24 protein-coding genes are annotated in these 25445 nt (G+C 69.8%); 17 read left to right on the top strand and 7 right to left on the bottom strand.

Going from position 1 to position 25445, the window contains the following annotated elements; all coding sequences use genetic code 11:
- Positions 1-21 precede the first annotated feature (21 nt).
- From JCM7685_RS08835 to mnhG, 12 genes are all read left to right on the top strand, one after another.
- The gene (locus tag JCM7685_RS08835; RefSeq protein ID WP_074966731.1) at positions 22-1197 is read left to right on the top strand and encodes an SGNH/GDSL hydrolase family protein; all 1176 of its coding nucleotides are present in this window, start codon (positions 22-24) and stop codon (positions 1195-1197) included.
- 62 nt (positions 1198-1259) lie between these two features.
- On the top strand, positions 1260-2318 hold the full coding sequence (locus tag JCM7685_RS08840) for a glycosyltransferase family 61 protein (RefSeq protein WP_074966732.1): 1059 nt from the start codon (positions 1260-1262) through the stop codon (positions 2316-2318).
- 97 nt (positions 2319-2415) lie between these two features.
- Entirely contained in the window at positions 2416-2994 is a 579-nt protein-coding gene (locus tag JCM7685_RS08845; RefSeq protein WP_231964604.1) for a serine O-acetyltransferase, read from the top strand.
- Positions 2984-4567, top strand: a complete 1584-nt coding sequence (locus tag JCM7685_RS08850; protein ID WP_074966734.1) for an AMP-binding protein — start codon at positions 2984-2986, stop codon at positions 4565-4567. Before JCM7685_RS08845 ends, JCM7685_RS08850 begins: the two co-directional genes overlap by 11 nt.
- Positions 4568-4571: 4 nt before the next feature.
- A complete protein-coding gene (locus tag JCM7685_RS08855) occupies positions 4572-4808 on the top strand; it encodes an acyl carrier protein (RefSeq protein ID WP_074966735.1) in 237 nt (78 codons plus the stop codon).
- Positions 4801-6039, top strand: coding sequence for a type III PLP-dependent enzyme (locus tag JCM7685_RS08860; RefSeq protein ID WP_231964605.1), 1239 nt, complete (start codon positions 4801-4803; stop codon positions 6037-6039). Before JCM7685_RS08855 ends, JCM7685_RS08860 begins: the two co-directional genes overlap by 8 nt.
- 159 nt (positions 6040-6198) lie before the next feature.
- A complete protein-coding gene (locus JCM7685_RS08865) occupies positions 6199-9090 on the top strand; it encodes a monovalent cation/H+ antiporter subunit A (protein ID WP_074966737.1) in 2892 nt (963 codons plus the stop codon).
- Positions 9090-9434: a Na+/H+ antiporter subunit C gene (locus JCM7685_RS08870; protein WP_074966738.1), complete on the top strand. Its 345-nt coding sequence runs from the start codon at positions 9090-9092 to the stop codon at positions 9432-9434. The genes JCM7685_RS08865 and JCM7685_RS08870 overlap by 1 nt, the downstream gene beginning before the upstream one ends.
- Positions 9431-11191 (top strand): monovalent cation/H+ antiporter subunit D, encoded by a 1761-nt coding sequence (locus tag JCM7685_RS08875; protein WP_231964606.1) that lies wholly within the window; start codon positions 9431-9433, stop codon positions 11189-11191. Before JCM7685_RS08870 ends, JCM7685_RS08875 begins: the two co-directional genes overlap by 4 nt.
- Positions 11188-11676: a Na+/H+ antiporter subunit E gene (locus JCM7685_RS08880; RefSeq protein WP_074966739.1), complete on the top strand. Its 489-nt coding sequence runs from the start codon at positions 11188-11190 to the stop codon at positions 11674-11676. The genes JCM7685_RS08875 and JCM7685_RS08880 overlap by 4 nt, the downstream gene beginning before the upstream one ends.
- On the top strand, positions 11673-11954 hold the full coding sequence (locus tag JCM7685_RS08885) for a K+/H+ antiporter subunit F (RefSeq protein ID WP_074966740.1): 282 nt from the start codon (positions 11673-11675) through the stop codon (positions 11952-11954). The genes JCM7685_RS08880 and JCM7685_RS08885 overlap by 4 nt, the downstream gene beginning before the upstream one ends.
- A complete protein-coding gene (gene mnhG / locus JCM7685_RS08890) occupies positions 11951-12421 on the top strand; it encodes a monovalent cation/H(+) antiporter subunit G (RefSeq protein WP_074966741.1) in 471 nt (156 codons plus the stop codon). Before JCM7685_RS08885 ends, mnhG begins: the two co-directional genes overlap by 4 nt.
- Here mnhG and aroB read toward each other — a convergent pair.
- Together aroB and JCM7685_RS08900 are read right to left on the bottom strand one after the other, a co-directional pair.
- Positions 12418-13524, bottom strand: a complete 1107-nt coding sequence (aroB, locus tag JCM7685_RS08895) for a 3-dehydroquinate synthase (protein ID WP_074966742.1) — start codon at positions 13522-13524, stop codon at positions 12418-12420. The genes mnhG and aroB overlap by 4 nt on opposite strands.
- Positions 13521-14057: a shikimate kinase gene (locus JCM7685_RS08900; RefSeq protein ID WP_074966743.1), complete on the bottom strand. Its 537-nt coding sequence runs from the start codon at positions 14055-14057 to the stop codon at positions 13521-13523. The genes aroB and JCM7685_RS08900 overlap by 4 nt, the downstream gene beginning before the upstream one ends.
- A gap of 127 nt (positions 14058-14184) precedes the next feature.
- Between JCM7685_RS08900 and JCM7685_RS08905 the strand changes: the two genes are divergently transcribed.
- Genes JCM7685_RS08905 through JCM7685_RS08920 form a run of 4 tightly spaced genes read left to right on the top strand, consistent with a single transcriptional unit; the run spans position 14185 to position 18343 of the window.
- Positions 14185-14424 (top strand): hypothetical protein, encoded by a 240-nt coding sequence (locus JCM7685_RS08905; RefSeq protein ID WP_074966744.1) that lies wholly within the window; start codon positions 14185-14187, stop codon positions 14422-14424.
- Entirely contained in the window at positions 14411-16033 is a 1623-nt protein-coding gene (locus JCM7685_RS08910) for a hypothetical protein (RefSeq protein ID WP_074966745.1), read from the top strand. Before JCM7685_RS08905 ends, JCM7685_RS08910 begins: the two co-directional genes overlap by 14 nt.
- Positions 16034-16037: 4 nt before the next feature.
- Positions 16038-17015, top strand: coding sequence for a tyrosine recombinase (locus tag JCM7685_RS08915; RefSeq protein ID WP_074966746.1), 978 nt, complete (start codon positions 16038-16040; stop codon positions 17013-17015).
- A complete protein-coding gene (locus tag JCM7685_RS08920) occupies positions 17012-18343 on the top strand; it encodes an HlyC/CorC family transporter (RefSeq protein ID WP_074966747.1) in 1332 nt (443 codons plus the stop codon). The genes JCM7685_RS08915 and JCM7685_RS08920 overlap by 4 nt, the downstream gene beginning before the upstream one ends.
- 317 nt (positions 18344-18660) lie before the next feature.
- On the opposite strand, the gene JCM7685_RS08925 is transcribed toward JCM7685_RS08920, so the two are convergent.
- The 3 genes from JCM7685_RS08925 to JCM7685_RS08935 all read right to left on the bottom strand — a co-directional run bounded on the left by JCM7685_RS08925 (position 18661) and on the right by JCM7685_RS08935 (position 22290).
- Positions 18661-20031: a peptidoglycan -binding protein gene (locus JCM7685_RS08925; RefSeq protein ID WP_074966748.1), complete on the bottom strand. Its 1371-nt coding sequence runs from the start codon at positions 20029-20031 to the stop codon at positions 18661-18663.
- The gene (locus JCM7685_RS20750; RefSeq protein ID WP_074966749.1) at positions 20021-21655 is read right to left on the bottom strand and encodes a hypothetical protein; all 1635 of its coding nucleotides are present in this window, start codon (positions 21653-21655) and stop codon (positions 20021-20023) included. The genes JCM7685_RS08925 and JCM7685_RS20750 overlap by 11 nt, the downstream gene beginning before the upstream one ends.
- Positions 21656-21735: 80 nt before the next feature.
- Positions 21736-22290 carry a gamma-glutamylcyclotransferase gene (locus JCM7685_RS08935; RefSeq protein WP_074966750.1) on the bottom strand — a complete coding sequence of 185 codons (555 nt, stop codon included), beginning with the start codon at positions 22288-22290 and terminating at the stop codon, positions 21736-21738.
- A 92-nt stretch (positions 22291-22382) separates the two neighbouring features.
- Between JCM7685_RS08935 and JCM7685_RS08940 the strand changes: the two genes are divergently transcribed.
- Positions 22383-23363, top strand: a complete 981-nt coding sequence (locus JCM7685_RS08940) for a DUF2125 domain-containing protein (RefSeq protein ID WP_231964607.1) — start codon at positions 22383-22385, stop codon at positions 23361-23363.
- On the opposite strand, the gene JCM7685_RS08945 is transcribed toward JCM7685_RS08940, so the two are convergent.
- On the bottom strand, positions 23360-24289 hold the full coding sequence (locus JCM7685_RS08945; RefSeq protein ID WP_074966752.1) for a prephenate/arogenate dehydrogenase family protein: 930 nt from the start codon (positions 24287-24289) through the stop codon (positions 23360-23362). The genes JCM7685_RS08940 and JCM7685_RS08945 overlap by 4 nt on opposite strands.
- On the bottom strand, positions 24289-25392 hold the full coding sequence (gene hisC / locus JCM7685_RS08950) for a histidinol-phosphate transaminase (protein ID WP_074966753.1): 1104 nt from the start codon (positions 25390-25392) through the stop codon (positions 24289-24291). Before hisC ends, JCM7685_RS08945 begins: the two co-directional genes overlap by 1 nt.
- Positions 25393-25445 lie beyond the last annotated feature (53 nt).

A 25445-nucleotide genomic window follows, 5' to 3' on the forward strand; every position in this document is an offset into this window, starting at 1 on the left:
GGCCAGGGACGGAAGGTGGCAATGGGTTCTGCACGGATGAAATGGATCGGCACCGTGCTGCTGGGCCTGGCGCTTGCCACGCTGGGCGGCTTTCTTGCCTGGCCCGAGCCGTCGCGTCCGGTCACGCCCGTGCCGCAACTGGGCCTGGCCCAGGGCACGGCATTTCAGGCCCGATTGCTTCCCCCCCAGCCCGGGCTGACCGCACTGCCCTCCGTGGCGACGGGGCGCGCGGCGGCCGGTGCCTCGGGCCAGGGCTACCGCCACGAATGGCCGGGCTTTCACGCCATGGCGCGCTTCGAGGGGACCGGGATCAGCCTGCGATTCGACGATGCGATCAATCGCTGGCGGGTGGTGCTGGACGGCCGGTCGGTCGAGGTTTCGCGGCCCGGCACCCAGGACCTGCGGATCGAAGGGCTGGCGCCGGGTCCCCATGACATCCGCGCCGAAAAGATCAGCGAATCGCCGGGGCCGGCGCTGTTCGGCGGCTTCTTCCTGGACGATCCGGCGAACGCCCTGCCCCCGCCCGCGCCGGCGGCGCGGCTGATCGAGTTCATCGGCGATTCCGACACGGTGGGCTTTGCCAATACCGCCAAGCGCCGCGATTGCAACGACGCGGAAATCTATGCCGCGACCGACACCAGCCGCAGCTTCGGCCCGCAAGTGGCGGCGGCGCTGGGTGCGGATTACCGGATCATCGCCCGCTCGGGCATCGGGCTTTTGCGCAACTACGGCGGCGCCGATCCCGACAAGACCATGGATCGACTCTATCCGCTGGCCCTGCCCGGCGATCCCGCCGCGCCCGCCCTGCCCCAGCGGCCGGCAGGGATCGTCGTGATCGGGCTCGGCTCGAACGTCTTCGGCTCGGCCCTGGCACCGGGCGAGCGCTGGACCGACAAGAGCCAGCTGCGCCACGACTTCGGCCCGGCGCTGGCCGATTTCGCCGCCGCACGCGCGCGGGAAAATCCCGGCGCGCTGATGGTCTTGCTGGCCTTCGGCGAATACGGTCCGGAACTGGTCGAGGCGCATCGCGCCGCCTCGGAACTGCTGACGGGCAAGGGCATCGGCAACCGGCTGGTGATCCTGGCCAATCCGCGGCGCGACGCCTGCCTGTGGCACCCCTCTGCCGCCGATCATGCCATGATCGCCGAAAGCCTGATCCAGGCGCTGCACACCCCTTCGGCCGCCGGAGGCGATTAGATCCGGCTTGCACCCGACGCCCCAGCCCCTAAATACGATTCGATCCAGCCATCCGAGCCGCCATGCATTCCCTCAGACCGATCCATAACCGCCTGCGCCGTTTTTTAGGATCGGAACGGGGAGAATTCTTCGACGCCGCCGTCGAACGCTGGGAGATCTGCCCGACGGAAGAGGTCGAGATCGCCCCCGGAATCTGGCTGCCCGACCAGGTCGAGCAGATCGCGCAGACCGAATTCGGCGGGTTGCCGGACATCCTGGCGCAGATGCAGGGCCACCCGGCCGAGCCGACGCCGCCGACCATGGGCTATCGCTTCCGCGACGTGGATTTCGTCGACGGCGTCCTGCACGCGCGCGGCGGCGAGCACCACTTGCGGCAGCGCAAGCGTTCGGGCCTGACCTATCCCCGCCCGCGCGAGGCCATCTCGGGCGCGCTCTACGAAAGCTGGATCGGCAACCGCTGGTTCGGCAACTGGCTGTTGAACGATTGCCTCGCCTATCGGCTGGCCGAGGCCGAGGCCGCGGGCGATCCGGTGACCTCGGCGCCGGTGCGCGGCGGACACATCGCACGCTACGAGGAATTGCTGGGCCTGGTCCCCCGCCGGATCGACGATGTGCATTTCGACGAACTGGTGCTCTTCGACGACCTGCACAACAACCGCAGCCGCCGCGACCGGGCGCAGCAGAACCGCGCCCGGCTGGTCGCGGAACGGGCGCTGAAGCCGCTGCCCGGCGTCTTCATCTTCCGCGGCGGCAGCGGCGACGCCCGCATTCTGGAAAACGAGGCCGAGATCGCCGAGCGGTTGGAGGTCGAATACGGCTTCCGTACGCTTTACGTCGACCGCGACGATGCCGACCGGATGATCGAGGCGGCCGGCGCCGCGCGGATGATCGTCGGCGTCGAGGGCAGCCAGCTGGCGCATGGCGTCATCGCGATGCCGGCCGGCGGCACGCTGCTGACCCTTCAGCCCGCGGACCGGGTCACCACCTCGCTGAAGCTGCTGACGGATTGCTGGCGGCAGCGCTATGCCATGGTCGTGGGCAAGGGAACGGCGCGCGGCTACCGGGTGGAATGGGACCAGTTGCGCCGCACGCTGGACCTGATCGCGGCCGAAAATCCGTAAAACCCGTCCTAACAGTCAGGTTGAGTTTCCGGCAAGACATCGGAATATGGGGCGACTGGACCGATTTCCTACCGATTTCATTCGTAAGTGCATGGTGATGTTCAAGACTCTCAGGGCGGATTATCGACGGCATGGCAGCTCGCTGACGGAACCCGCCTTCGTCTCGCTGGCGATCTATCGTTACGGGCGTTGGGCGATCGGGCTGAAAAGCCCGGCGCTGCGCTGGCTGGCGAACAAGCCCTATGCGTTGATGAAGCTGCTGATTCTGAACGTCACCAAGGTCTGGATCCCGCCGCAGGTCCGGATCGGCGCCGATTTCCACATCATCCACGCCGAGGGCTCGCTGTCGATCCATCCCGACGTGGTCATCGGCGACCGCTGCGGCGTCATGCACAACGTCACCATCGGCACCAACATGCGCTCCGGCGCCCCGGTGATCGGGGATGACGTCTTCATCGGGGTGAATTCCTGCGTGCTGGGGCCGATCAGGATCGGCGACCGGGTGCGGATCGGGGCGAATACCGCGGTGACGACCAACGTGCCGTCGGATTCGGTGGTGATCGGGTCGCCCGCCAAGATCTATCCCAGCCTGCCGATCTTTGCCGCGAAGAAGCCCGCCGGCGCCGCGGCCGGGGCGAAACCCGCCGAACAGAAGGCTCTTGCGAATGAAGGATGATTTCGACCGCAACATGTGGCGCATGCTGGCCGACAACCTGCCCGTGCGGCCCGAAAAGCCGGCGGCGGTGGATCAGGGCCGCACGGCCTCCTATGCCGAACTCGCGGCCGAGGCCGGGCGCGTGGCGGACTGGCTGGCGCGCCGCGGCATCCGGCCAGGCGACCGGGTGATCGTGCATTTGCGCAAGGGCATCGACGAGGTCGCGGCCATGTTCGGCGCCTGGAAGCTGGGCGCGGTGGTCGTGAACGTGAACATCCGCTGGACGCCGGCGCAGCTGGCCTATGTCGCCCGCGACTGTCGGGCGCGCGCGGTCATCCTGCCGCGCAATGCGCTGGCCGGGCTGGCCGGCGATCACGCCTTGCCCTCGGGCACGGCTTACCTGGTTCAGGGCAAGGCCGAGGGCCTTGTCCAGGGCGCGGACCCCTGGACGGCGCTTCCCGCCGACAGCGGCTCCGCGCCCGACGAATCCGACCCCGCGGGGCTGGCGATGATCATCTATACCTCGGGCTCGACCGGCGCGCCCAAGGGGGTGATGCTGTCGCATCGCAATATCCGCGTCGGCGCCATCTCGGTCGCGGACTATCTGGGGCTGGACGACAGCGACCGGCTGCTGTCCGTGCTGCCCTACAGTTTCGATGCCGGGCTGAACCAGCTCACCACCATGCTGCTGACCGGCGGCACCGTGGTCCACCAGCCGCTGACCATGCCGGCCGAGATCATCCGCATGGCCAAGGCCGAGGCGGTGACCGGCATCGCCGGGGTGCCGCCCCTGTGGAACCAGATCGTGCGGCTGCTGGACGAAAACCCGACCGCGCTGCCGGCGCTGAAGCGCATCACCAACACCGGCGGCAAGATCCCCCCGAACATCCTGGAACTGCTGCCCAAGGTGTTTCCGGGCGTGGACATCTATCTGATGTACGGCTTGACCGAGGCCTTCCGCTCGACCTACCTGCCGCCGCAGAAATTCGCCGCCAAAATGGGCTCGATCGGCCGGCAGATCCCGAACGCGCAGGTCTTTGCCATCAAGCGCGGCGAGGGGATCGCCGGCCCCGGCGAACAGGGCGAACTGGTCCATGCCGGCCCGCTGGTCAGCATGGGCTATTGGGAAAAGCCCGAGGTGACGGCGGAAAAGATCCGCCCCTGCCCCGAGCTTGCGCATCTGATCGGCGACGCGCCGGTGGTCTGGTCGGGCGACCTGGTCCGGGTGGACGAGGACGGCGATCTGTGGTTCGTCAGCCGCATGGACGAGATGATCAAGACGCTGGGCTTCCGGCTGTCGCCGACCGAGGTCGAGGACGCGCTGTCGCAAAGCGGGCTTGTCACCGATGTCGTCGCCTGGGGGGGCGAGGACCCGGACCTGGGCCAGGCGGTCCATGTCGCCGTGACCTATCTGCCGCAGGCCGACCAGGCCGCGCTTGCGGCGCATTGTGCCCGCGCCATGCCGCATTACATGCGTCCCCAGCGATTCCATGCCTGGGACGGCGCCATGCCGCGCACCGCCAGCGGCAAGCTGGATCGCCCCGCCATCATCTCGGCAGCCAAAGCCGCCACCGCAAGACTGACAGAGGCATGACACCATGAGCCTGAGCAAGGACGCCCTGATTTCCTATATCCAGCGCGAGCTGAACATCGACCAGCCCATCGACGGAGAGACCGAGCTGTTTTCGACCGGGATGCTGGATTCGGTCTCGATGGTCGGGCTGATCGCCTTCGTCGAGGACAAGACCGGGTCGCATATCCAGCCAGCGGACGTGACGCTGGACAATTTCGACACCATCGACGCGATCATGGCCTATGCCGACAGCCTTGGTTGACGACCGCCCTACGCTGGACCGGCAGCTGGCCGAGGCGGCGGACCGCTTCGGCACGCCGGCCTATGTCTATTCCACCGATGTGGCCGAGGCGCGGCTGGCGCATCTGCGCGCCCATCTGGGCCGCTGGTTCGCGGTCAGCTTCGCGGTGAAAAGCAATCCGAATCCGGCCTTGCTGGGCTGGATGCGGGATCGGCTGGACTATCTCGACATTTCCTCGGGCGGCGAGTTCGACCTGGGCCTGCAAGCCGGCTGGGAGGCGGAGCGGATCAGCTTCACCGGCCCCGCCAAGCGCGAGGCCGAGCTGCGCCCCGCCATTGCCGGCGGGTTGGGCGAGCTGGTGCTGGAAAGCCTGCGCGAGGCCGAGCTTGCCGATGCCATCGCCGCCGAACTGGGCGTGGTGCAGCCGGTGCTGGTGCGCCTGGCCCCAGCGCGCGTGCCCAAGGGGTTCGGCGACCAGATGGCCGGCCGGCCCAGCCCCTTCGGCGTCGACGTCGAGGAGGCGGCCGAGACCCTGCCCCGCATCGCCGCGCTGCCGAACCTGCGGCTGATCGGGCTGCACATCTATTCCGGCACGCAATGCCTGAAGCCCGAGGCGATCTGCGAGAACTGGCGCATCTTCATGCAGGTCTTTTCCGAGACCTGCGCCGCGCTGGACCTGACACCGGAAAAGCTGATCTTCGGCTCGGGCCTGGGCATTCCCTACCATCCCGGCGACAGCGAACTGGACCTGGCCGCCATCGCCGCCGAGATCGGGCCGGAGCTGGACGCCTTTGCCGCACGCTTCCCGGCGACTCGGCTGGTGCTGGAACTGGGCCGCTATCTGGTCGGGCCGGCCGGTTGGTTCGTGACCCGCGTGGTTGCGGTCAAGCAGTCGCGCGGCAGCCGAATCGCCATCTGCGACGGCGGGCTGAACGCCAACCTCGCCGCCTCGGGCAATTTCGGCATGGTGCTGCGGCGCAATTACGTCATGCACCGCATCGGCGGCGAAGAGGACGGCACCCGCCCCGAGGAAAAGCAGGACATCTCGGGCCCGCTCTGCACCTCGATCGACAAGCTCGGCGGCGGCGTCGCCCTGCCCCGGCTGGAGGCCGGCGACCTGCTGGCGATCCATGCCTGCGGCGCCTACGGCCCGACGGCGAGCCCGCTGTATTTCATCAGCCATCCGCTGCCGGTCGAACTGATGCTGACCGGCGGACAGGTCCAGGACGTGACCCGGATCGGACGGGCCTGACCCCGCCGCCGCGGCGGGCCGCAGGACGGCGGCCGCGGCGGGCGATAAAAAAATCGTTGAACCGCCGATTTGCGTCTTTTTTCTCGACCGTGTCGGTTGTGTTTTCGGCCTGCCGGCGGCTATGATTGCGTGCAGCCCCCGAACCGGAAAAGGACGCCAATGGTCGAACAGAACCTGTTGCTCTTGCTTGTTCTGACTCCATTCGTGTCAGCCGCCCTGGCGGCCACCATGCCCATCGGGGCGCGCAATGCCGAAGCCTGGATCGCCGGGCTGACGATGATCGTCGCGCTGGTGATCCTGGCCGTGCTCTATCCGGCGGTGACCGATGGCGGCATCATCACCGGCACCTTCCGCTGGGTCAGTTCGATCGGGCTGGACCTGACCTTCCGCATCGACGGGTTTTCCTGGCTGTTCATGGTGCTGGTCGCCGGGATCGGGTTCCTGGTGATCCTCTACGCGCGCTATTACATGGCGCCCGAGGACCCGGTGCCGCGGCTCTATTCCTGCCTGCTGGCCTTTTCCGGCGCCATGTCGGGCCTGCTGCTGTCGGGCAACATCATCATGCTGGTGGTGTTCTGGGAACTGACCAGCCTCGTCTCGTTCCTGCTGATCGGCTACTGGTTCCAGCGTCAGGACGCGCGCGACGGCGCGCGGATGGCGCTGATCGTCACCGCCTCGGGCGGGCTGGGGCTGATGGTGGCGATGATCCTGATCGGCCAGATCGCAGGCAGCTACGACCTGGACCGGGTGCTGGCGGCGGGGCCGCTGATCACCAGCCACCGGCTTTATCCGGTGATCCTGCTGCTTTTCCTGTTCGGCGCCTTCACCAAATCGGCGCAGTTCCCGTTCCATTTCTGGCTGCCGAACGCCATGGCGGCGCCGACGCCGGTCTCATCCTACCTGCATTCCGCGACCATGGTGAAGGCGGGGGTCTTCGTGCTGCTGCGCTTCCATCCGGCGCTGGGGGGCACGCAGGAGTGGTTCCAGCTGGTCACCGGCGTCGGGCTGACGACGCTGCTGCTGGCGGCGGTGGTGGCGCTGTTCCGCCACGATCTCAAGGGGCTTCTGGCCTATTCGACCATCAGCCACCTGGGGCTGATCACCACGCTCGCCGGGATCGGCAGTCCCTTCGCGCTGGTCGCGGCGGTGTTCCACATCGTCAACCACGCCGTGTTCAAGGCCTCGCTGTTCATGGCCGCCGGCATCATCGACCACGAGACCGGCACCCGAGACATGCGCCGGCTGTCGGGGCTGGCGCGCGCCATGCCGGTGACGGCCACGCTGGCGATCATCGCCTCGGCAGCGATGGCGGGGGTGCCGCTGCTGAACGGATTCCTGTCCAAGGAAATGTTCTTCGAGGCGCTCTACGTCTGGAACAACGGCAGCCCGCTCGACAATCTCGCGCCCTATGTCGCGGTGGTGGCCGCGGCCTTCAGCGCCGCCTATTCGCTGCGCTTCATCGTCACCGTCTTTTTCGGCCCGCCCGCCACCGACCTGCCGCACGAGCCGCATGAGCCGCCGCTGCTGATGCGCCTGCCGGTCGCGGTGCTGGTGGCGATCTGCCTGGCGGTGGGCATCCTGCCGCAGCAGGTGCTGGGGCCCTGGCTGCAAACCGCCAGCCTGGCCGTCGTCGGCCCCGACATGCCGCATTTCAGCCTGAAGGTCTGGCATGGCGTCACCCCGGCCCTGCTGATGAGCCTGATCGCCATGGGGCTGGGCGCGCTGCTCTATCTGCTGCCCCGCCGCCTGATCGATTCGGGCGAGGACGGCACCCGGCTGATGCGGCGGCTCGACTTCGGGCGCGGCTTCGACTGGCTGCTGCAGCTCTTCACCCTGCGCGTTCCGCGGCTGGCGCTGCGGGTGCTGTCCGCCAGCGGGCTGCAGACGCAGCTGCGCGCCATGGTCCTGCTGGGGCTGGCGGCAAGCTGGTTCGCGGTGGGAAGGCTGGACTGGAACGTGCCCATGCCGCGCATCGGCGCCAGCGAACTGGTGTTTGCGCTGTTGTGGCTGGTGGGCGGCGCCTGTGCGCTGGGGGCGGCCTGGCAGGCGAAATACCACCGTTTCGCAGCGCTGGTGCTGATGGGTGGCGCCGGGCTGGTGACCTGCGCGACCTTCGTCTGGCTGTCGGCCCCCGACCTTGCCGTGACCCAGCTTCTGGTCGAGATCGCGACCACGGTGCTGCTGCTCCTGGGCCTGCGCTGGTTGCCCAAGCGCGACGAGGAAATCGCCGGCGACAAGAATTTCGCCGCGCGTTCGCGCCGCTTCCGCGACTTCCTGATCGCGCTGGCCTGCGGCACCGGCATGACCGCGCTGGCGCTGGCGGTGCTGCTGACCCGGCCCGGCGCCTCGGTCGGCGACTGGTTCCTGCGCAACGCCTATGTCGAGGGCGGCGGCACCAATGTCGTCAACGTCATCCTGGTCGATTTCCGCGCCTTCGACACTTTCGGCGAGATCACCGTCCTGGCCATCGTCGGGCTGACCGTCTATGCGCTGCTGCGCCGTTTCCGCCCGGCGCCCGAAAGCGTCGAGCGCCCGCGCCCGCAGCTCGATGCCGAGGAACAGGCGCTGGAGGCCTATCTCTTCGTGCCCTCGGTGCTGATGCAATGGATGTTCGCGCCGATCATCGCGCTGTCGTCCTATCTGTTCATGCGCGGCCACGACCTGCCCGGCGGCGGCTTCGCGGCCGGTGTCACGCTGGCCGTGGGCCTGCTGCTGCAATATGTCGCCGCCAACGTGCGCTGGGTCGAGGCGCGGCTGACCGTGCTGCCGGTGCGCTGGATGGGCACGGGGCTGATGATCGCCATGGCGGTGGGATCGGGCGCCTGGATCTTCGGCTATCCCTTCCTCAGCGCCCATGCGCAATACATCGACGTGCCGGTGATCGGGAAGGTGCCCTTCTCGACCGCGATGCTGTTCGACCTGGGGGTGTTCTCGCTGGTGGTGGGCGCCATCGTGCTGATGCTGATCGCCATCGCCCACCAGTCGCTGCGCGTCGCCCCGCGCCAGCGCCCGGCCGAGACGCCAGCCGACACGCCCGAGGAGACCGTCTGATGGAACTGATCCTTGCCCTTGCCATCGGCATCCTGGTCGGATCGGGGGTCTGGCTGCTGCTGCGTCCCCGCTCGTACCAGGTGATCGTCGGGCTGTGCCTGCTGGCCTATGGCGTGAACCTGTTCATCTTCTCGATGGGCCGGCTTTACGTCGGTGCGGCGCCGATCATGCCCAAGGGCGGCTTCGTCGATCCGACCGCCTATGCCGATCCGCTGCCGCAATCGCTGGTGCTGACCGCCATCGTCATCAGCTTCGCCACCACGGCGCTGTTCCTGGTGGTGATGATCGCCTCGCGCGGGGTGACCGGCACCGACCATGTCGACGGGCGGGAGCGCAAGCCATGATCGATCCCGGCGCCGGTCCCGACCACCTGATGATCGCACCGATCCTGATCCCGCTGCTGGCGGGGGCGGTGATGCTGTTCTACAACGACCGCAACCGCCAGACCAAGCTGGTGCTGGGGCTGGTGGCGGTCGGGCTGACCTTCCTCGCCTCGGTCGAGCTGATGTCGGACGTGAAATCCGCCAGCGAGCAGGGCGGCACCGTGGTCGGCCTGTATCGCCTGGGCGACTGGCCGGTGCCTATCGGCATCGTCCTGGTGCTGGACCGGCTGTCGGCGATGATGGTCATGCTGACCGCGCTGCTGGCCGGGCCGTCGCTGATCTATGCCGCCGCCGGCTGGCACGGCAAGGGCCAGCACTATCACAGCATGTTCCAGTTCCTGCTGGCCGGGGTGAACGGCGCCTTCCTGACCGGGGACCTGTTCAACCTCTTCGTCTTCTTCGAGGTCATGCTGGCGGCCAGCTATGGGCTGATGCTGCACGGCTCGGGCCCCGAGCGGATCAAGGCCGGGCTGCATTACATCGCGGTGAACCTGGCCGCCTCGCTGTTCTTCCTGATCGGGGTGGCGCTGGTCTATGGCACCACCGGCACGCTGAACATGGCCGACATCGGCCGCGCGCTCTATTGGCTCGACGATGCCGAGCGGATGCTGTTCCACACCGCCGCCGCCTTCCTGGGCCTGGCCTTCCTGATCAAGGCCGCGGCCTGGCCCCTGGGCTTCTGGCTGCCGCCGACCTATGGCGCGGCCTCGCCGCCGGCCGCCGCGATCATGGCGATCATGACCAAGGTCGGGATCTATGTCATCCTGCGGCTGTCGCTTCTGGTGCTGGGACCGGATTCCGGGCCCTCGGCCGGGTTCGGCGCGCCGGCGCTGATGATCGGCGGCTTGCTGACCATGGGCTTCGGCATGATCGGCATCCTGGGCACGCCCGAGCTGGTGCGCAAGGGCGGATACCTGGCGATCATCTCGTCGGGGACGGTGCTGTCGGCCATCGGCTTCGCCCAGGCCGGCGGCGGGGCGCTGATGCTGGGCGGCGCGCTTTACTACCTGGTCGGCTCGACCGCCGCGATCTCGGCCTTCTTCCTGATCGCCGAGCCGGTCAGCCGCGGCGACGAGGGCGACGACGAGACCAGCTTCGAGGACGACGCCGATCCGCTCAGCGAGCGCTGGCAGCCGATGGGCCTCGACAGCGTCGAGGACACCACCGCCCCGGCCAGCACCCGCACCGTCAGCTGGCTGACCATGGCGATCTGCTTTGCGCTGGTCGCGGCCATGATCGCCGGCCTGCCGCCGCTGCCGGGCTTCGTCGGCAAGTTCGCCATCCTGCAGGGGGCGATCCGCGACAACCTGAACGCCTCGGGCGCCGTGCCGGTGATCCTGTGGAGCTATGCGGCCATGCTGATCCTGTCGGGCCTGGGAGCGCTGATCGCGCTGATGCGCTTCGGCATCCGCCGCTTCTGGGCCGAAGAGGGCCCGACCCCGCGCATCCTGGCGCTGGAGGTGGTGCCGGTGGTCATGCTGCTGGCGATGATCGGGTTGCAGACGGTACGTTCGGACGTGGTGATGACCTATACCCGCGACACCGCGCTGGCCCTGCTGGAGCCCGGGGTCTATCGCAAGGCGGTGCTGGCCGGGGCCAAGGACGTGCGCGCCGCGCCGGCGCAGAACAGCGCACCCGATCCCGCCGCCGGCGACAAGGATGCCGGCGACAATGGTACTGACGACGGGGCCCCGGCGCCGGCCGAGGCGCAGCCATGAGCCGCGCCGTCCCCCATCCCGTGCTTTCGGCGGCGCTGGTGCTGATGTGGCTGGTGCTGACCAGCTTTTCGCTGGGCAACCTGCTGCTGGGCACGATGATCGCGCTGGTCGCCGGCTGGGCGGTAGAACACCTGCATCCGCCGCGGCCCAAGTTCCGCCGCTGGCTGGCGATCCCGGTGCTGATGCTGATCGTCGCCCGCGACATCCTGCGCTCGAACCTGGCGGTGGCGCGGGTGCTGGTGCTGGGACCCGACCATCCGGCCTATCACTCGGGCTTCGTCGAGCTGCACCTGCAACTGCGCGATCCGAACGCCATTGCAGTCATGGCGATCATCCTGACCGCCACCCCGGGCACCGCCTGGATCGAGTTCGAGCAGGAGGACGGCAGGCTGTTGCTGCATGTCCTCGACCTGCGCAGCGAGGACGACTGGCAAAGCCTGATCCGCGACCGCTACGAAGCGCTGCTGATGGAGATTTTTGAATGACGGCCGAGATTCTCCGCTTCGCCCTTGGCTATGCCCAGATCGCCCTGATCCTGGCGCTGGCGCTGTCCTGCTGGCGGATGCTGCGCGGGCCGCGCGCCCAGGACCGGGTGCTGGCGCTGGACACGATGTACATGAACGCCATGCTGCTGTTCCTGGTCATCGGCATGGTGAACGGCAATGTCTTCTTCTTCGAGGGCGCGCTGGTCATCGCCGTGCTGGGCTTCGTCACCACGGTCTGCGCGGCCAAGTTCCTGATGCGCGGCGAGGTGATCGAATGAGACATCTCGAACTGCTGCCGCCCTGGGCGGCGCTGATCGTCGCGGTGCTGGTGGTGTCCGGCGCCACGCTGACCGTGCTGGGTGGCGTCGGGCTGGTGCGGCTGAAGAGCTTCTACCAGCGGCTGCACGCGCCGACCCTGGGCTACAGCTACGGCACGCTGCTGATCATCCTGGCCTCGATGCTGATGTTCACGCTGCTGGAGGGCCGCATCGTCGTGCACGAGCTGATGATCGGCATCTTCATCATGGCGACGACGCCGATCACGCTGTTGATGCTGGGACGGGCGGCGCTGCGCCGCGACCGCGACGCCAAGCTCGGCCATGACGAGGAGGTGCCGCCGCGCATCGCGCGCGACGCCGACCGCCCGACCTCGCCCCGCGACCTGTCCGGTCATGGCGAGGGGCTGGTCGATTCCGGGCTGCTGCCCGATCTCCAGGCCGAGGAACGGGAACGCAAGGACGACTAGCGCCGCGATTCGGCCAGGACGGCGCGCAGCTGGTCGGGGGCGACTTCGTCGGTGACGAAGGCCCGGCCGATGCCGCGGGCCAGAACGAAGCGCAGCCGACCGTCCTGCACCTTCTTGTCCTGCCCCATCAGCCCGATCAGCGCCTCGTCGTCGGGCAGGTCGCCCGGGATGTCGGCGATGCGGGCGGGCAGGCCCATGGCGGCGAAATGCGCGGCGACGCGCGAAGGCGCCTCCTGGCTGCACAGGCCCATCCGCGCCGAAAGGTCGAAGGCCAGAACGCAGCCGATCGCCACCCCCTCGCCATGCAGCAGCCGGTCCGAATAGCCGGTCGCCGATTCCAGCGCATGGCCGAAGGTATGGCCCAGGTTCAGAAGCGCGCGCTCGCCCTGCTCGGTCTCGTCGCGCTGGACGATGCCGGCTTTCATCTGCACCGAATGGCGCACGGCGCGCTGGCGCAGGCCCGGGTCCGTGGCCAGCGCGGTGGCATTGGCCTCCAGCCAGTCGAAAAAGGTCTCGTCGCCCAGAAGCCCGTATTTGGCGACCTCGCCATAGCCGGCGCAAAAATCGCGCGGCGCCAGCGTGCCCAGCACGTCGATGTCGGCCAGCACCAGCGCCGGCTGGTGAAAGGCGCCGATCAGGTTCTTGCCATGCGGGCTGTTGATGCCGGTCTTGCCGCCGACCGAGCTGTCCACCTGCGCCAGAAGCGTGGTCGGAATCTGCACGAATCGCACCCCCCGGCGCAGAATGGCGGCGGCGAAGCCGGCCAGGTCGCCGATGACTCCGCCACCCAGGGCGATCACCAGATCCTTGCGCTCGATCCGCTGGGCCAGCAGCCATTCCACCGCCTCGCCCAGCCGGGACCAGCATTTCGTCGCCTCGCCCGCGGGCAGGGCCAGCGCCGGGGCCTCGATGCCGACGCGGGCCAGCGCCGCCTGCAGCGCCGGCAGATGCAGCGCGGCGACGGTCTCGTCGGTCAGGATGGCGACGCGGCGCTTGCCCGCCAGCGCCAGGATCTCGTCGCCGGCGCGGCCCAGCAGGCCCTGGCCGATGCGCACGTCGTAGGAGCGCGCGCCCAGGTCCACGCGGACGGTGTCGATGCTCATTTGACCTCCAGGATCTTCGGATCATGCGCCCTGATGGCGTCCATGGCCCGGCTCGCGGTTTCCTCGATGCTGTCGCCGCGCTGCGCGGGGACGCGAATGTCGGCCAGCGCATAGACCGGCCCGCGCTCGGCGATCAGGCGCTGCAGGGTGCCGCGCGGATCGGCGGTCTGCAAGAGCGGCCGCGTCGGCCGGTGCCGGACCCGGTGCCAGAGCGTGTCCAGGTCGCAGTCCAGCCAGACCGAGACGCCGTTCTCGGCGATATGGCTGCGGTTCTCGGGCCGCATCCAGGCGCCGCCGCCGGTCGAGACGATCCTGTCGCCCAGGGCCAGCACCCGCGACAGCACCTCCGATTCGCGGGCGCGGAAGAATTCCTCGCCGTCGCGGGCAAAGATCTCGGGGATGGTCATGGCGGCGGCGCGCTCGATCTCGGTATCGGTATCGGCGAACGGCCGGCGCAGGCGGCGCGCCAGTTCACTGCCGATGGCGGTCTTTCCCGCCCCCATCATCCCGATCAGCACGATATTCCGCCGCATCACCCCACCGGATTCCCATCATTTGCAACGGTTGTGACTGATGGCGTGATCTTTCGGGAAATGCCATATATATTTCGCGCGAACCGGCGAGAGACCGGCAGTCGTTCGAGGCGGAAAGGGCATTTTCATGCGGCTTTTGAAAATTGTGGTTGTTCTGGTCATCCTGATTCTGGCGGGGCTGGCAGGCTATGCCTATTTCGGCGACATGACCTCCGACCCGCGCGAGATGCGGACGCCGGTCCAGCTGGACCTGGGCGCGCCGGTGCCGGCCCAACCCGCCGCCACCGCGCCCGAGGCGCCTTCCCCGACCACCCAGCCCGCCCCTGCGGCCGGCGCGACCGGCGCGGCGCAAGATGATCTCGACTGAGCGTCTGGCCCTGGCGCTGGCGCTGGCGGCCGGCTTGGGCGGCGCCCCGCAGGCGCTGGCGAAGCCGCCGCTTTCGGCCAGCGACTGGCTGTCGGGCAGCGTGCAGCAGCCCGACAACATCTCGTCCTGGCGGCCCGGCGATCCGCGCCCGCCCGAGCTGAAGCGCAAGACCAAGCGCGAGATCGCCCCTTCGGGCGCGGTCGAACCCGTCGGCGTCACCCGGCTGGGCGAGGGCAATCCGGACGGCAAGGGTACCGTCTCGCCCCGCGCGGCGGGGCTGCCGCCGGGCCTGTGGGGCGAAAGCGATTCGGAGGTGCTGATCCGGCTGATCCGCCAGTCCAGCCCCCGCCTGCCCGCCCTGCGCCGGCTCGAACGGCGCCTGCTGGCCGCGCAGCTGCGCCCGCCGCAGGCGGCGCCGGGCCAGGACGGCGCGCTGTTTCTCGCCCGCGTGGACAAGCTTCTGGACATGGGCGCGACCGGCGCCGCCAAGGAACTGCTGAAGGCCGCCGGTCCCGGCGACCCCGAGCGGTTCCGGCGGCTCTTCGACATCGCGCTGCTTTCCGGCGACGAGGCGCAGGCCTGCGAGACCATGGACCGCACGCCCGGCGTCGCGCCCAGCTTCCCGGCGCGCATCTTCTGTCTGGCGCTGGGGGGCGACTGGACCGCGGCGGCGCTGGTCTTTCACGGCGCCGAGGGGCTGGGACAAATCGACCCGCAGATGGCGGCGCTGCTGGCGCGCTATCTGGACGACGGCTATGCCGACAGCAGCGACGAATTGCCGCCGCCGCTGGTGGCGACGCCGCTGGACCTGCGGCTTTACGAGGCGATCGGGCAGCCGCTGCCCTCCTCGGCGCTGCCTCTGGCCTTCGCGCTGGCCGACCTGGACCAGAACGGCGGCTGGAAGGCGCGGCTGGACGCGGCCGAGCGGCTGGCGCGGGCGGGTGCGATTCCCGCCTCGCAGCTGCGCGCGATCTACCTGGAACAGAAGCCTGCCGCCTCGGGCGGGGTCTGGGACCGGGCGGCGGCCGTCCAGGCCTTGGCGGCGGCGCTTGCCGAGCGCGATCCCGACGCCACCGCCGCAGCGCTGCCGCCGGCCTTTCAGGCCATGGTCGCGGCCGGGCTGGGGCCGGCGCTGGCCGAGATGGCCGGGGCCGAGGTCGGCGCCATGGGTCTGGACGGCCAGCCCGGCCGCATCGCGCTGTGGCTGGCCTTGCAGGCGGCGCAGCCGCAGGTCGTGGCCGACCCGCCCGCCGATGCCGCGGCCTTCGACCTCTGGCTGCTGCATTTCGCCGAGGGCGAACCCGAAGCCGCGCCTCCGACCGGAGAGGGCGAGGATCGCGCGGCGCTGCTGTTCCCGGCCTTCCTGGGCCCCTCGGAACGGGACGTGCCGGAAGAGGCGGCGCGGCTGATCCTGGCCGACAAGCGCGGCGAGGCGCTGCTGGGGGCCATCGCCGACGTCGATGCCGGGCTCGACGGCGACCTGCCGCGGGCCGCGCGAGGGCTGCGGGTGCTGCGCGTGCTCGGCCAGCAGGAAATCGCTCGCCAGGCCATGGTCGAGCTGGTGCTGGCGCCGGTGATGCTGCCGCCCGCCGGCGGCGGAACGCCCTGACCCCATGGCCGGATCGGGCGACAGGTTCGGCGACCAGGGCCGCATCTCGGCCTTCCTCGACGCGCAGGCGGCCGAGGCGGGGGCGGCGCGCAATACGCTCCTGGCCTATGGCCGCGATCTCAAGGACTTTGCCGGCTGGCTGGCGGGGCGCGGGCTGACGCTGCTGACCGTCCCGCGCGAAGGGATCGAGGACTATCTCGGGTTCTGCGACGCCCAGGGCCTGTCGCGCGCGACCCGGGCGCGGCGGCTGTCCGCGATCCGCCAGATCATGCGCTTCGCCCTGGACGAAGGCTGGCGCGAGGACGATCCCGCCGGGCGCATCAGTGGTCCGGGCCGGATGCAGCGCCTGCCCAAGGTGCTGGACCGGGCCGAGGTGCAGGCCATGTTCGACGCTCTGCCCCGGCTGGGCCGCAGCGACAGCGAACGCGCCCGCAACCTGGCGCTGATCGAGCTGATCTATGCCACCGGCATGCGGGTCAGCGAGCTGGTCGCCCTGCCGGTCGGCGCCTGCCGCGGCGACCCGGCGCTGCTGCTGATCCGCGGCAAGGGCGGCAAGGAGCGCATGGTGCCGCTAAGCAGCCCGGCCCGGCGCGCGCTGTCGGCCTGGCTGGCGCTGCGCGACAACGCGCCCGAGGCCAGCCCGCTGGGCCGGCTGGTCGCCGGCAAGGGCGCGCGCTGGCTGTTCCCCGCCGCCTCGCGCGAGGGGCACATGACCCGCCAAGCGATGAACGGCCTCTTGCACCAGCTGGCACTGGCCGCCGGCATCGACCCGGCCCGGGTCTCGCCCCATGTGCTGCGCCATGCCTTCGCCACCCATCTGCTCGAGGGCGGCGCCGACCTGCGCGCGATCCAGACCCTGCTCGGCCATGCCGATCTGGGCACGACCGAGATCTATACCCATGTGCTGGACGCCCGCATGCGCGAGCTGGTGCTGAACCACCATCCGCTGGCCAAGCCGCATCCGAAGGCCGACGAATCGTGACCGCGCTTGCCGCTGGGCTCGACCGCGGCTTCTGGCTGACCGCAGCCGCGATCCTGCTGCTGCTGGCCGTCGCGGCCTGGCTTTCGGGCACCGAGGCGGCCCTGGCCGCCGCCAGCCGCGCCAAGCTGCGCGCCCGCGCCGACAAGGGCGATGCCGGTGCCCGGCGGGCGCTGGAGATCGCGGCCGAGGGCGAAAACCTGATCGGCGCGGTGCTGCTGGGCCGGAACGCGGCGGTGATCCTGGCCGCCAGCCTGGCAACGGCGCTGTTCGCATGGCGGCTCAGCCCGGGCGCGCTGGCGGTGGCCCTGGCCGTGCCGGCGATCCTGGCGCTGGTGCTGGTCTTTGCCGAGGCCCTGCCGCGTGCCCTCGGCCTGCGGGCGCCCGAGGACATGGCCTGCCGTGTCGCCCGGCCGCTTGGTGCCTTCGCCCGGCTGGCGGCGCCGCTGGTCGCGCTGGCGCGGTGGCTGGTGCGCGCGATGCTGGCGCCCTTCGGCCGGCGGGCCGCGCGGACCGACCATGTCTTCTCGGTCCAGGAGGAGATCGCCGGCGCGCTGGCCATCGCCCAGTCCAGCGGCACCGTCGAAAAGGCGGATCGCGACCTACTGATGGGGGCGCTGGACCTGGGGCAGCGCTCGGTCGAGGAAATCATGCTGCACCGCTCGAACATCCGGATGATCGACGCCGGGCTGTCGGCCGATGCGGTGCTGGACCTGGTGCTGAAAAGCCCGCACACCCGCCTGCCGGTCTATCGGGACGAGCGCGAGAACGTCGTCGGCGTCATCCATGCCAAGGATCTGTTGCGCGGCATGCACCGGGCGCTGCAGGAAGGCGGGCCGGATGCGCTGCGCGGCTTCGACCTGATGACCATCGCCATGCCGCCCTATTTCGTGCCCGAGACCACGCCGCTGGACGAGCAGATGCGAGAATTCCTCAGGCGTCACACCCATTTCGCGCTGGTGGTGGACGAATACGGCAGCCTGCGCGGGCTGATCACGCTGGAGGACATCCTCGAGGAGATCGTGGGCGAGATCACCGACGAGCACGATGCCGCGGCCGCGCCCCTGCTGCGGCCGAACGCCCAGGGCGACTATCTGGTCGAGGGGGCCACGACCATTCGCGACCTGAACCGGGCGCTGGACTGGACGCTGCCCGACGACGAGGCCAATACCGTCGCCGGCCTCGTCATCCACATGGCGCAATCCATCCCGGCGCCGGGTCAGGTGTTTTCCTTCCAGGGCTATCGCTTCGAGGTCGTGGCCCGGCGCGAGAACCGCATCACCAGACTGCGCATCCGCCCGCTGGCCGACCCGTCGCCGGCCCTGCCCTGACCGCCGTCCCGCAGCCCCCTTCGGTCGTGACCGGCCAGTCGCGCCTGGGCGCCCTTGACGGCCGATCCTAGCAACGGCCCGCGGCACCCGCGGCCGGCGCATTCGCTAGGCACAGGGCCAAGGCTGCGCCTTGCGGGCCGCATCCGGTTTCGCTTGCAAGCTGCTGAAAAAGAGTTCCGAGACAGCGTCGGGGCGGCAAAATCGTTAAGCGACCGACCGAGATCTGTTTGGGAAACAGACATTTGCAGACGATTGAGAGGCCGATTTTCCGCTTTCCGTCCAATGCGCCGCGTCGCGGGGAATTTTTCAGCAGCCTGTCAGCGCTCGGTCAGCTTCAGTTCGATGCGGCGGTTCTGGGCCCGGGCCTCGGGCGTGTCGCCCTGGGCCACCGGCCGCGTATCGGCAAAACCCGCCGGCAACAGCCGGTCGGCCGGGAAGCCCAGGTCCTCGACCATGTAGCGCACCACAGCCAGCGCCCGCGCCTGGCTGAGTTCCCAATTGTCGCGATAGCGCCCCTGCCCCGACAGCGGCTGGCTGTCGGTATGGCCGTCGACGCGGATGATCCAGTCGATCTCGGGCGGGATCTCGGCCGAGATCTGCTTCAGAAGATCGCTGACCCGGGCAATCTGCGCCCGACCTTCGGGCGACAGCGTCGCCTCGCCGGCCGGGAACAGCACCTCCGAGGAAAAGGCGAAGCGGTCGCCGACGACGCGCACGCCCTCGCGGCCCTCCAGGATCTGCGACAGCCGGCCGAAGAATTCCGAGCGATAGCGCGCCAGATCCTTGGCCTCGGCCTCGGCCTTGCTGCGGGCGTCCGCCTCCAACGCGCGGCGCTTCTTCTCTTCTTCGGCGGCGCGCAGCAGCGCCAGGTTCAGCTGCTGGCCCAGGTCCTCGACCTTCAGGTCGGCGGCCTTGCGCTCCTCGCCGGCCGCATCCAGCACCGCGCGCAGGCTGCCAAGCTGGTCGTTCAGCTGCAGCACCTGTTGGTTCAGCAGCGCCAGCCGGCGCTGGTCCTCGGTCGAAAGCGCCTCCTGCTCCGAGAGCTTCTGCTGCGCCACGGCCAGCAGCGCGGCCTGCTTCTCGGCTTCGGTCGCCTGGGCCTGCGCCTGGTCGCCCAGATCCTTCTTGGCAGCCTCGGCGGCGGCGAGCAGGGTCAGCGTCTCTTCGGCCTGCTTGCGGGCGGCTTCCAGTTCCATCGTCATCGCGGTCAGTTCGGCATCGGATTGCGCGAGCTTGTCCTGCAAGGCCTTGGCCGCCTCGGCATCGGCGGTGCGGGCGGCCTGGGTCCGGGTCAGTTCCTGCGCCGCATCGGCATTGCGGCGGCGCAGGTCGGCGACCAGCGCCTCCAGCGCCTGGCGCCGGGCGGCGGCCAATCGCGCCACCTCGGTCTGTTCGTCGATCTTGCCCTGCGCCTCGGCCAACTGGCCGCGCGCGGCGCCCAGGTCGCGGTCTAGCCCCTCGGCCCGGCTTTGCGAGGTCGAGAGCGCCGCCGTCAGCTGCGCCAGCTGCGCGCCCAGCTGATCCAGCTCGCTGTCTTGGGTGGTGATCTGGTCGCGCAGCACCGATTGCACCAAGAGGAAGATGGTCAGCACGAACATCATGACCATCAGAAGCGCGGTCATGGCATCGACGAATCCCGGCCAGATCGTGGCCGAGAACCGGTTGCCGCCGCCCCGGCTAAGCCCCATCGCCGCGCTCCAGATTACGGATGGCGCGGGTCAGCGCCGCCATGTCCTCGCGCAGTTCCGAGATCAGCCCGTCGCGGCCGCTGGCGGCTTCCTCGACCAGCCGGCCCAGCTGCACATCGATCGAGCGCAGCCGCATCCGCGCCTCGGGATCGTCGCCCGAGGACGCGCGCCCCGGCGCCTGCTCCAGGATGCGGTCCTGCCCCTCGGCCAGCCGTTCCAGCGCCCGGATCAGCAGGCCGTTGTCGGGCGCCGGGCGCTCGGACAGGCGCGTCAGCGTCTCGGCCAGTTCCGGATCGCGTGCCGGCGTCTCGGCCAGTGCCGCCAGCCGGTCCTGGCCCGCCGCCAGCCGCTCCAGCGCCTGCGTCAGCGCGGGCGCGTCGAAAGCGGGCTGCCCGGCCAGCGCCAGTAGACGCTCCTGCCCTGCCGCCAGCCGGTCCAGCGCAGCCAGCAGCCCCGGATCCTGGCGCGGCGCGGCGGCAAGCCCCGCCAGCCCCTGCTCGACCCCGAACAGCGCCCGCGCCGTCGCCTCGTGCTCGGCGGCGAGCGTCGCGCCCAGGCGGTCGCGATCATCGCCCAAAAGCCCCGCCAATTGTTCAACGCCCTGCGCCAGGGCCAGCGCGCGCTGGTCGGCGGCCGCGGCCTCCTGGTCGCGCAATTCGTCGCGCTGCGCATAGAAGTCCTGCAAGCCGGCCAGCTGCGCCTCGACCCGTTCGGCGAAATCGACCAGCGCCGCCTCGCCCAGGCCGTGACCCTCGCCGCCGGCAAGGCCGACGCGGGTAAAGCCCGACATCCATTCTTCCAGCTCGCGATAGAAGCGGTTCTGGCCATGGGTCACGAACAGTTCCAGCAGGCCCACGACCAGCGAGCCGGCCAAGCCCAAGAGCGAGCTGGAAAAGGCCGTGGCCATGCCGCCCAGCTGCGATTCGAGCCCGGTCATCAGCTTGTTGAACACCTCGAGCCCGGTCTCGCCCTCCTTGGGCGCCAGCGCCCGGATGGTGTCCACCACCGCCGGCACCGTGGTCGCAAGGCCATAGAAGGTGCCCAGAAGACCCAGGAAAATCAAAAGGTTCGCAAGGTAGCGGGTGATGTCGCGCGCCTCGTCGATCCGCGTCGCCACCGATTCCAGGATCGAGCGCGACGATTCGGTCGAGATCACGCCCCCGACCGGCCCGCGCTGGCCCAAGAGCGCCGAAAGCGGCGCCAGCAGGCGCGGCGCCTGATCGGCATCGGCGGGCTCGGCCGTGCCGACGCCGCGACCGGCGGCGTTGCGGCGCCGGGCGGCGAATCGCTCGATCCAGCTGACCGACTTCACCAGCTCGGCCACCTGCCAGAAGCAGCCCAGCACACCCATCACGAAGACGGCGAGGATCAGCCCGTTCAGCGCCTCGTTCGAGGAAAAGATGCGCAGGATGCGGCCGTAGGCGAACCAGGCCCCGGCCACGACCAACGCCAGCGCGATCAGCATCAGCACGATCTGGCGCACAGGCTGCGAGAATTGTGGCTGGGTCGGGCCGGTCACGCCCGGTTCCGCCCCGCGGGTGGCGGCAAGGCGGGCGGCGCGGGTGCGGCGGCCGTCGGGCGCGGCCGGCGGGGTTTCGGGCGGTTCGGCATCAGACGGGGACAAGTTCCACTCCCTTCCCTGCTTCGCGGCCGACTGTAGAGGCCGGATCGCCGGCTGCCAAGCAAGCGCGCGCGGCGAGGCGCTCAATCCCGGCCCGGCTGCAAAAGCGCCCGGACCCGGCGCGACAGCTCGTCCATCTCCAGGTCCTCGACACCCATCTCGGCCAGGTGCATGGCGGTGTTGAACAGGTATTCGGCATTCGCTCCGCGCTCGCCGCGGGCGCGGGCGATGATCTCGGCCTGTTCGGGCAGGCCCAGATGCGCCCAGTATTCGTGATGGTCGCGGCGCATGACATAGGCGATGGCCTCGACCCGGCGCCCGTCCGCCAGCGCCAGCGGCAACAGCAGTTCGGCATAGGCCGAGGTGCTCAGTTCGCGTTCGCGCAGCCCCGACAGCGTGGCGGGCCAGTCCGCCGCGGCGACCCGCAGCGCCAGGCCCACGCAATGCGCCTGTGGGTCGATGTCGAGCCCCAGGACCAGCCCCGGCGATTCGGCCGTGCCGCGAAACGAGATCGAGCGCAGGCAGAAGCGCCGGGCAAAGCCCTCCAGCCGCGCCTGCACCATCTCGGCCACCGGAAAACCGGGGTTCCACATCAGCGAGCCATAGGCAAAGACCCAATGCTCCGGCTGTTCACCCATTCTTTACCCCGATCGCCGCATACTTCCGCTGCGGGAAAACTTAGGACAGCATGGCGGCCGATCCAAGACGGCTCGACCATGACGGGGGAACCATGCGCCGATTGCTTCTGTGGCTGACCGTCCTTGCCCTGCTGCTGGGCGGGCTGTGGCTGGGGGGCGAAAGCCTGCTGGCGCGCGAGCTGCGCCGCTACGCCGCGCAAGACCCCGCGATTCAGGTGGGCGCGCTGCACGAGATGCGCCGGCCCGGCCGCATCGGCGTCAGCGCGGCAGGGGTCGAACTGATGCTGCCCACCGGCAGGTTGGCGCTGCCCGAGACCGAGCTGTGGCTCAGCCCGCTGCACCCGACCACGCTGCGACTGGACCTGCCGGCCAGCGCCGCCTTCGACACCGGCTGCGGCCCGAGGATGCTGGGCCTGACCGACACCCATGCCGGCCTGCGGCTGCGCCCGCTCGCCGGGGCCGAGGTCGGCGCTTTCGACACCCGTTCGGGGCCGTTGACGCTGGACGGCGCGCCGCTGGCGCAGGGGTTCGACGCCCGGGCGGACCTGGCCGAGCCCGGCATCTATGACGTGACCCTGACGCTGCGCGAACTTGCCCCCGAGGCGCTGGCGGACCCTTTGCCGCTGCCCGGCAAGCTGAACCTGGCGGCCCGCGGCCGGCTATGGCTCGACCGCACGCCCTCGCCCCTGACCTTGACGCCCGAGACCATGCCGTTGCCGGTCGGACTGCGCCTCGACGGCGCGGAACTGACGCTGGGCCGGCTCAGCGCCCGCATCCGGGGGGAGATCCGCGCCGATGCGCAGGGCCGCGCCGAGGGGGTTCTGGCGGTCTATACCCCCGACGCGCGCCCGTTTCTGGATGCGGCGGCCGAGGCCGGTCTGATCCCGCGCAAGATCGTGGTGCTGGCCGGGACCATGCTGCGCAATATCTCGGAGCTGCCGATGCCGGCGGCCGGGATGGACTTCCCCGCCCCCGCCGCGGGCGAATTGCGCCTGCCGCTGCGGATGGCCGAGGGCAAGATCAGCCTCGGGCCGCTGACCCTGGGCCCGGCACCGACGTTTCCGCGCCGCTAGGCGTCCTTGCCCGAAACCTGGCTGCGGCCGAAATCCGGGGCCGAGGTGTCCTGCCCGGCCTCGATGATGCCGCGCCGGATCGCCCGGGTGCGGGTGAAATAGTCGTGCAGATGCTGTCCGTCGCCCATGCGGATGGCGCGTTGCAGCACGAACAGCTCCTCGGTAAAGCGGCCCAGGATGTCCAGAACCGCATCCTTGTTCTGCAAGAACACGTCGCGCCACATGGTCGGGTCCGAAGCCGCGATCCGGGTGAAGTCCCGAAAGCCGGCGGCGGAATATTTGATGACCTCGCTTTCCGTCACCCGCTTCAGGTGATCGGCCACGCCGACCATGGTATAGGCGATCAGGTGCGGCGTGTGGCTGGTCACGGCCAGCACCAGGTCGTGATGCGCCGCATCCATCTCTTCGACATTGGCGCCCATGGCGCGGATCAGCCCGGCCAGCCGCGCCACCGCCTCGGGGTCGCTGCCCTCGACCGGGGTCAGCAGCCACCAGCGGTTGCGAAACAGGCTCGCGAAGCCAGATCGCGGGCCGGAATGCTCGGTCCCGGCCAAGGGGTGGCCAGGAATGAAATGCACGCCCTCGGGGATATGCGGCGCCACCGCCTCGACCACGGCGCGCTTGACCGAGCCCACGTCGGTCACCGTCGCGCCCCGCTTCAGCACCGGCGCGATCTCGGCCGCGACCGCGCCCATGGCGCCCACCGGCACCGCCAGCACCACCAGGTCCGCACCCTCGGCGGCCTCGGCGGCGGTCCCGGTCACGCGGTCCACCAGCCCGATCTCGCGCGCGGTGTCGCGGGTCTCCGCGCTGCGGGCATAGCCCACCACCTCGCGCGCCAGCCCGGCCTCGCGCATGGCCAGCGACATCGACCCGGCGATCAACCCCAGCCCGATCAGCGCCACACGATCATAGACCACGGCCATCAGCGCCGCCCCGCCCGCTCGGCCATGAACTGGCCGACGACATGGGCGACCCGGCGGCAAGAGGCCTCGTCGCCGATGGTGATGCGCAGGCAATTCGGCAACCCGTAGCCGCCGACGCGGCGCACGATCAGCCCCTGCGCCTTCAGATACTCGTCGCAGGATTCGGCCGTCGCCTGGTCGTCGAAACGCGCCAGGATGAAATTCGCGCAAGAGGTGTCCGAGGGCACGCCCTTCTCGGCCAGCGCCTCGGCCAGCCAGGCGCGCATGCGGGCGTTCTCGGCCTGGCAGCGGGCGATATGCTCGCGGTCGCGCATGGCGGCCTCGGCCCCTTCCAGCGCGACATTGGACAGGTTGAAGGGCCCGCGGATGCGGTTCAGCACATCGACGATCCCGCGCGGCCCGTAGCCCCAGCCGACGCGCAGCCCGCCCAAGCCGTAGATTTTGGAAAACGTCCGCGTCATGAACACGTTGGGCAGTCGGGTCGCCAGCTCGGCGCCGCCGTCGTAATCGCTGGCATATTCGGCATAGGCCGCGTCGACCACCACGATGGCCTGCGGCACGGCGCGGGCCAGCCGCTCGATCTCGGGCAGGCCGACCATGGTGCCGGTCGGATTGTTCGGATTGGCCAGGAACACCAGCCGCGTCCGTTCGCTCGCCCCGGCGATCAGCGCGTCGATATCGGTCACCCGGTCGCGCTCGCGCACCGACACCGGAGTCGCCCCGGCGGCATGGGCGCTGATGCGGTACATCAGGAAACCGTGTTCGGTAAACAGCACCTCGGTCCCCGGCCCGGCATAGGCCTGGCACAGGAAATGGATGATCTCGTCCGAACCCACGCCGCAGATGATGCGGTCTGGGTCCAGCCCATGCACCTCGCCGATGGCGGCGCGCAGCCCGGCGTGATCGGTGTTGGGATAGCGATGCAGGGCATGCGCGGCCCGGATTACCGCCTCACGCGCCTTTTCCGAAGGCCCGAAGGGATTCTCGTTCGAGGAAAGCTTCACGACATTCTCGACCCCCGCCACCTTGGCGGCCCCGCCCTCGTAAAGCGAGATCTCCATGATGCCGGGTTGCGGAGCGATGGTCGTTGGATTCTGCGACATGACGGGCCTCTTGCAAGCCCGGCCCTCTTACCGCCGGGCGCCGGGCTTGGAAA

This window comes from Paracoccus aminovorans (assembly GCF_900005615.1).
Taxonomy (GTDB): Bacteria; Pseudomonadota; Alphaproteobacteria; order Rhodobacterales; family Rhodobacteraceae; genus Paracoccus; species Paracoccus aminovorans.

What these genes read in the sequence shown, in the direction of transcription:
- JCM7685_RS08835 (WP_074966731.1), top strand. Translation starts at nt 22, where the DNA reads ATGGGTTCTGCACGGATGAAATGGATCGGCACCGTGCTGCTGGGCCTG.
- JCM7685_RS08840 (WP_074966732.1), top strand. Translation starts at nt 1,260, where the DNA reads ATGCATTCCCTCAGACCGATCCATAACCGCCTGCGCCGTTTTTTAGGA.
- JCM7685_RS08845 (WP_231964604.1), top strand. Translation starts at nt 2,416, where the DNA reads ATGTTCAAGACTCTCAGGGCGGATTATCGACGGCATGGCAGCTCGCTG.
- JCM7685_RS08850 (WP_074966734.1), top strand. Translation starts at nt 2,984, where the DNA reads ATGAAGGATGATTTCGACCGCAACATGTGGCGCATGCTGGCCGACAAC.
- JCM7685_RS08855 (WP_074966735.1), top strand. Translation starts at nt 4,572, where the DNA reads ATGAGCCTGAGCAAGGACGCCCTGATTTCCTATATCCAGCGCGAGCTG.
- JCM7685_RS08865 (WP_074966737.1), top strand. Translation starts at nt 6,199, where the DNA reads ATGGTCGAACAGAACCTGTTGCTCTTGCTTGTTCTGACTCCATTCGTG.
- JCM7685_RS08870 (WP_074966738.1), top strand. Translation starts at nt 9,090, where the DNA reads ATGGAACTGATCCTTGCCCTTGCCATCGGCATCCTGGTCGGATCGGGG.
- JCM7685_RS08875 (WP_231964606.1), top strand. Translation starts at nt 9,431, where the DNA reads ATGATCGATCCCGGCGCCGGTCCCGACCACCTGATGATCGCACCGATC.
- JCM7685_RS08880 (WP_074966739.1), top strand. Translation starts at nt 11,188, where the DNA reads ATGAGCCGCGCCGTCCCCCATCCCGTGCTTTCGGCGGCGCTGGTGCTG.
- JCM7685_RS08885 (WP_074966740.1), top strand. Translation starts at nt 11,673, where the DNA reads ATGACGGCCGAGATTCTCCGCTTCGCCCTTGGCTATGCCCAGATCGCC.
- mnhG (WP_074966741.1), top strand. Translation starts at nt 11,951, where the DNA reads ATGAGACATCTCGAACTGCTGCCGCCCTGGGCGGCGCTGATCGTCGCG.
- aroB (WP_074966742.1), bottom strand. Translation starts at nt 13,524, where the DNA reads ATGAGCATCGACACCGTCCGCGTGGACCTGGGCGCGCGCTCCTACGAC.
- JCM7685_RS08900 (WP_074966743.1), bottom strand. Translation starts at nt 14,057, where the DNA reads ATGCGGCGGAATATCGTGCTGATCGGGATGATGGGGGCGGGAAAGACC.
- JCM7685_RS08905 (WP_074966744.1), top strand. Translation starts at nt 14,185, where the DNA reads ATGCGGCTTTTGAAAATTGTGGTTGTTCTGGTCATCCTGATTCTGGCG.
- JCM7685_RS08910 (WP_074966745.1), top strand. Translation starts at nt 14,411, where the DNA reads ATGATCTCGACTGAGCGTCTGGCCCTGGCGCTGGCGCTGGCGGCCGGC.
- JCM7685_RS08915 (WP_074966746.1), top strand. Translation starts at nt 16,038, where the DNA reads ATGGCCGGATCGGGCGACAGGTTCGGCGACCAGGGCCGCATCTCGGCC.
- JCM7685_RS08925 (WP_074966748.1), bottom strand. Translation starts at nt 20,031, where the DNA reads ATGGGGCTTAGCCGGGGCGGCGGCAACCGGTTCTCGGCCACGATCTGG.
- JCM7685_RS08935 (WP_074966750.1), bottom strand. Translation starts at nt 22,290, where the DNA reads ATGGGTGAACAGCCGGAGCATTGGGTCTTTGCCTATGGCTCGCTGATG.
- JCM7685_RS08940 (WP_231964607.1), top strand. Translation starts at nt 22,383, where the DNA reads ATGCGCCGATTGCTTCTGTGGCTGACCGTCCTTGCCCTGCTGCTGGGC.
- JCM7685_RS08945 (WP_074966752.1), bottom strand. Translation starts at nt 24,289, where the DNA reads ATGGCCGTGGTCTATGATCGTGTGGCGCTGATCGGGCTGGGGTTGATC.
- hisC (WP_074966753.1), bottom strand. Translation starts at nt 25,392, where the DNA reads ATGTCGCAGAATCCAACGACCATCGCTCCGCAACCCGGCATCATGGAG.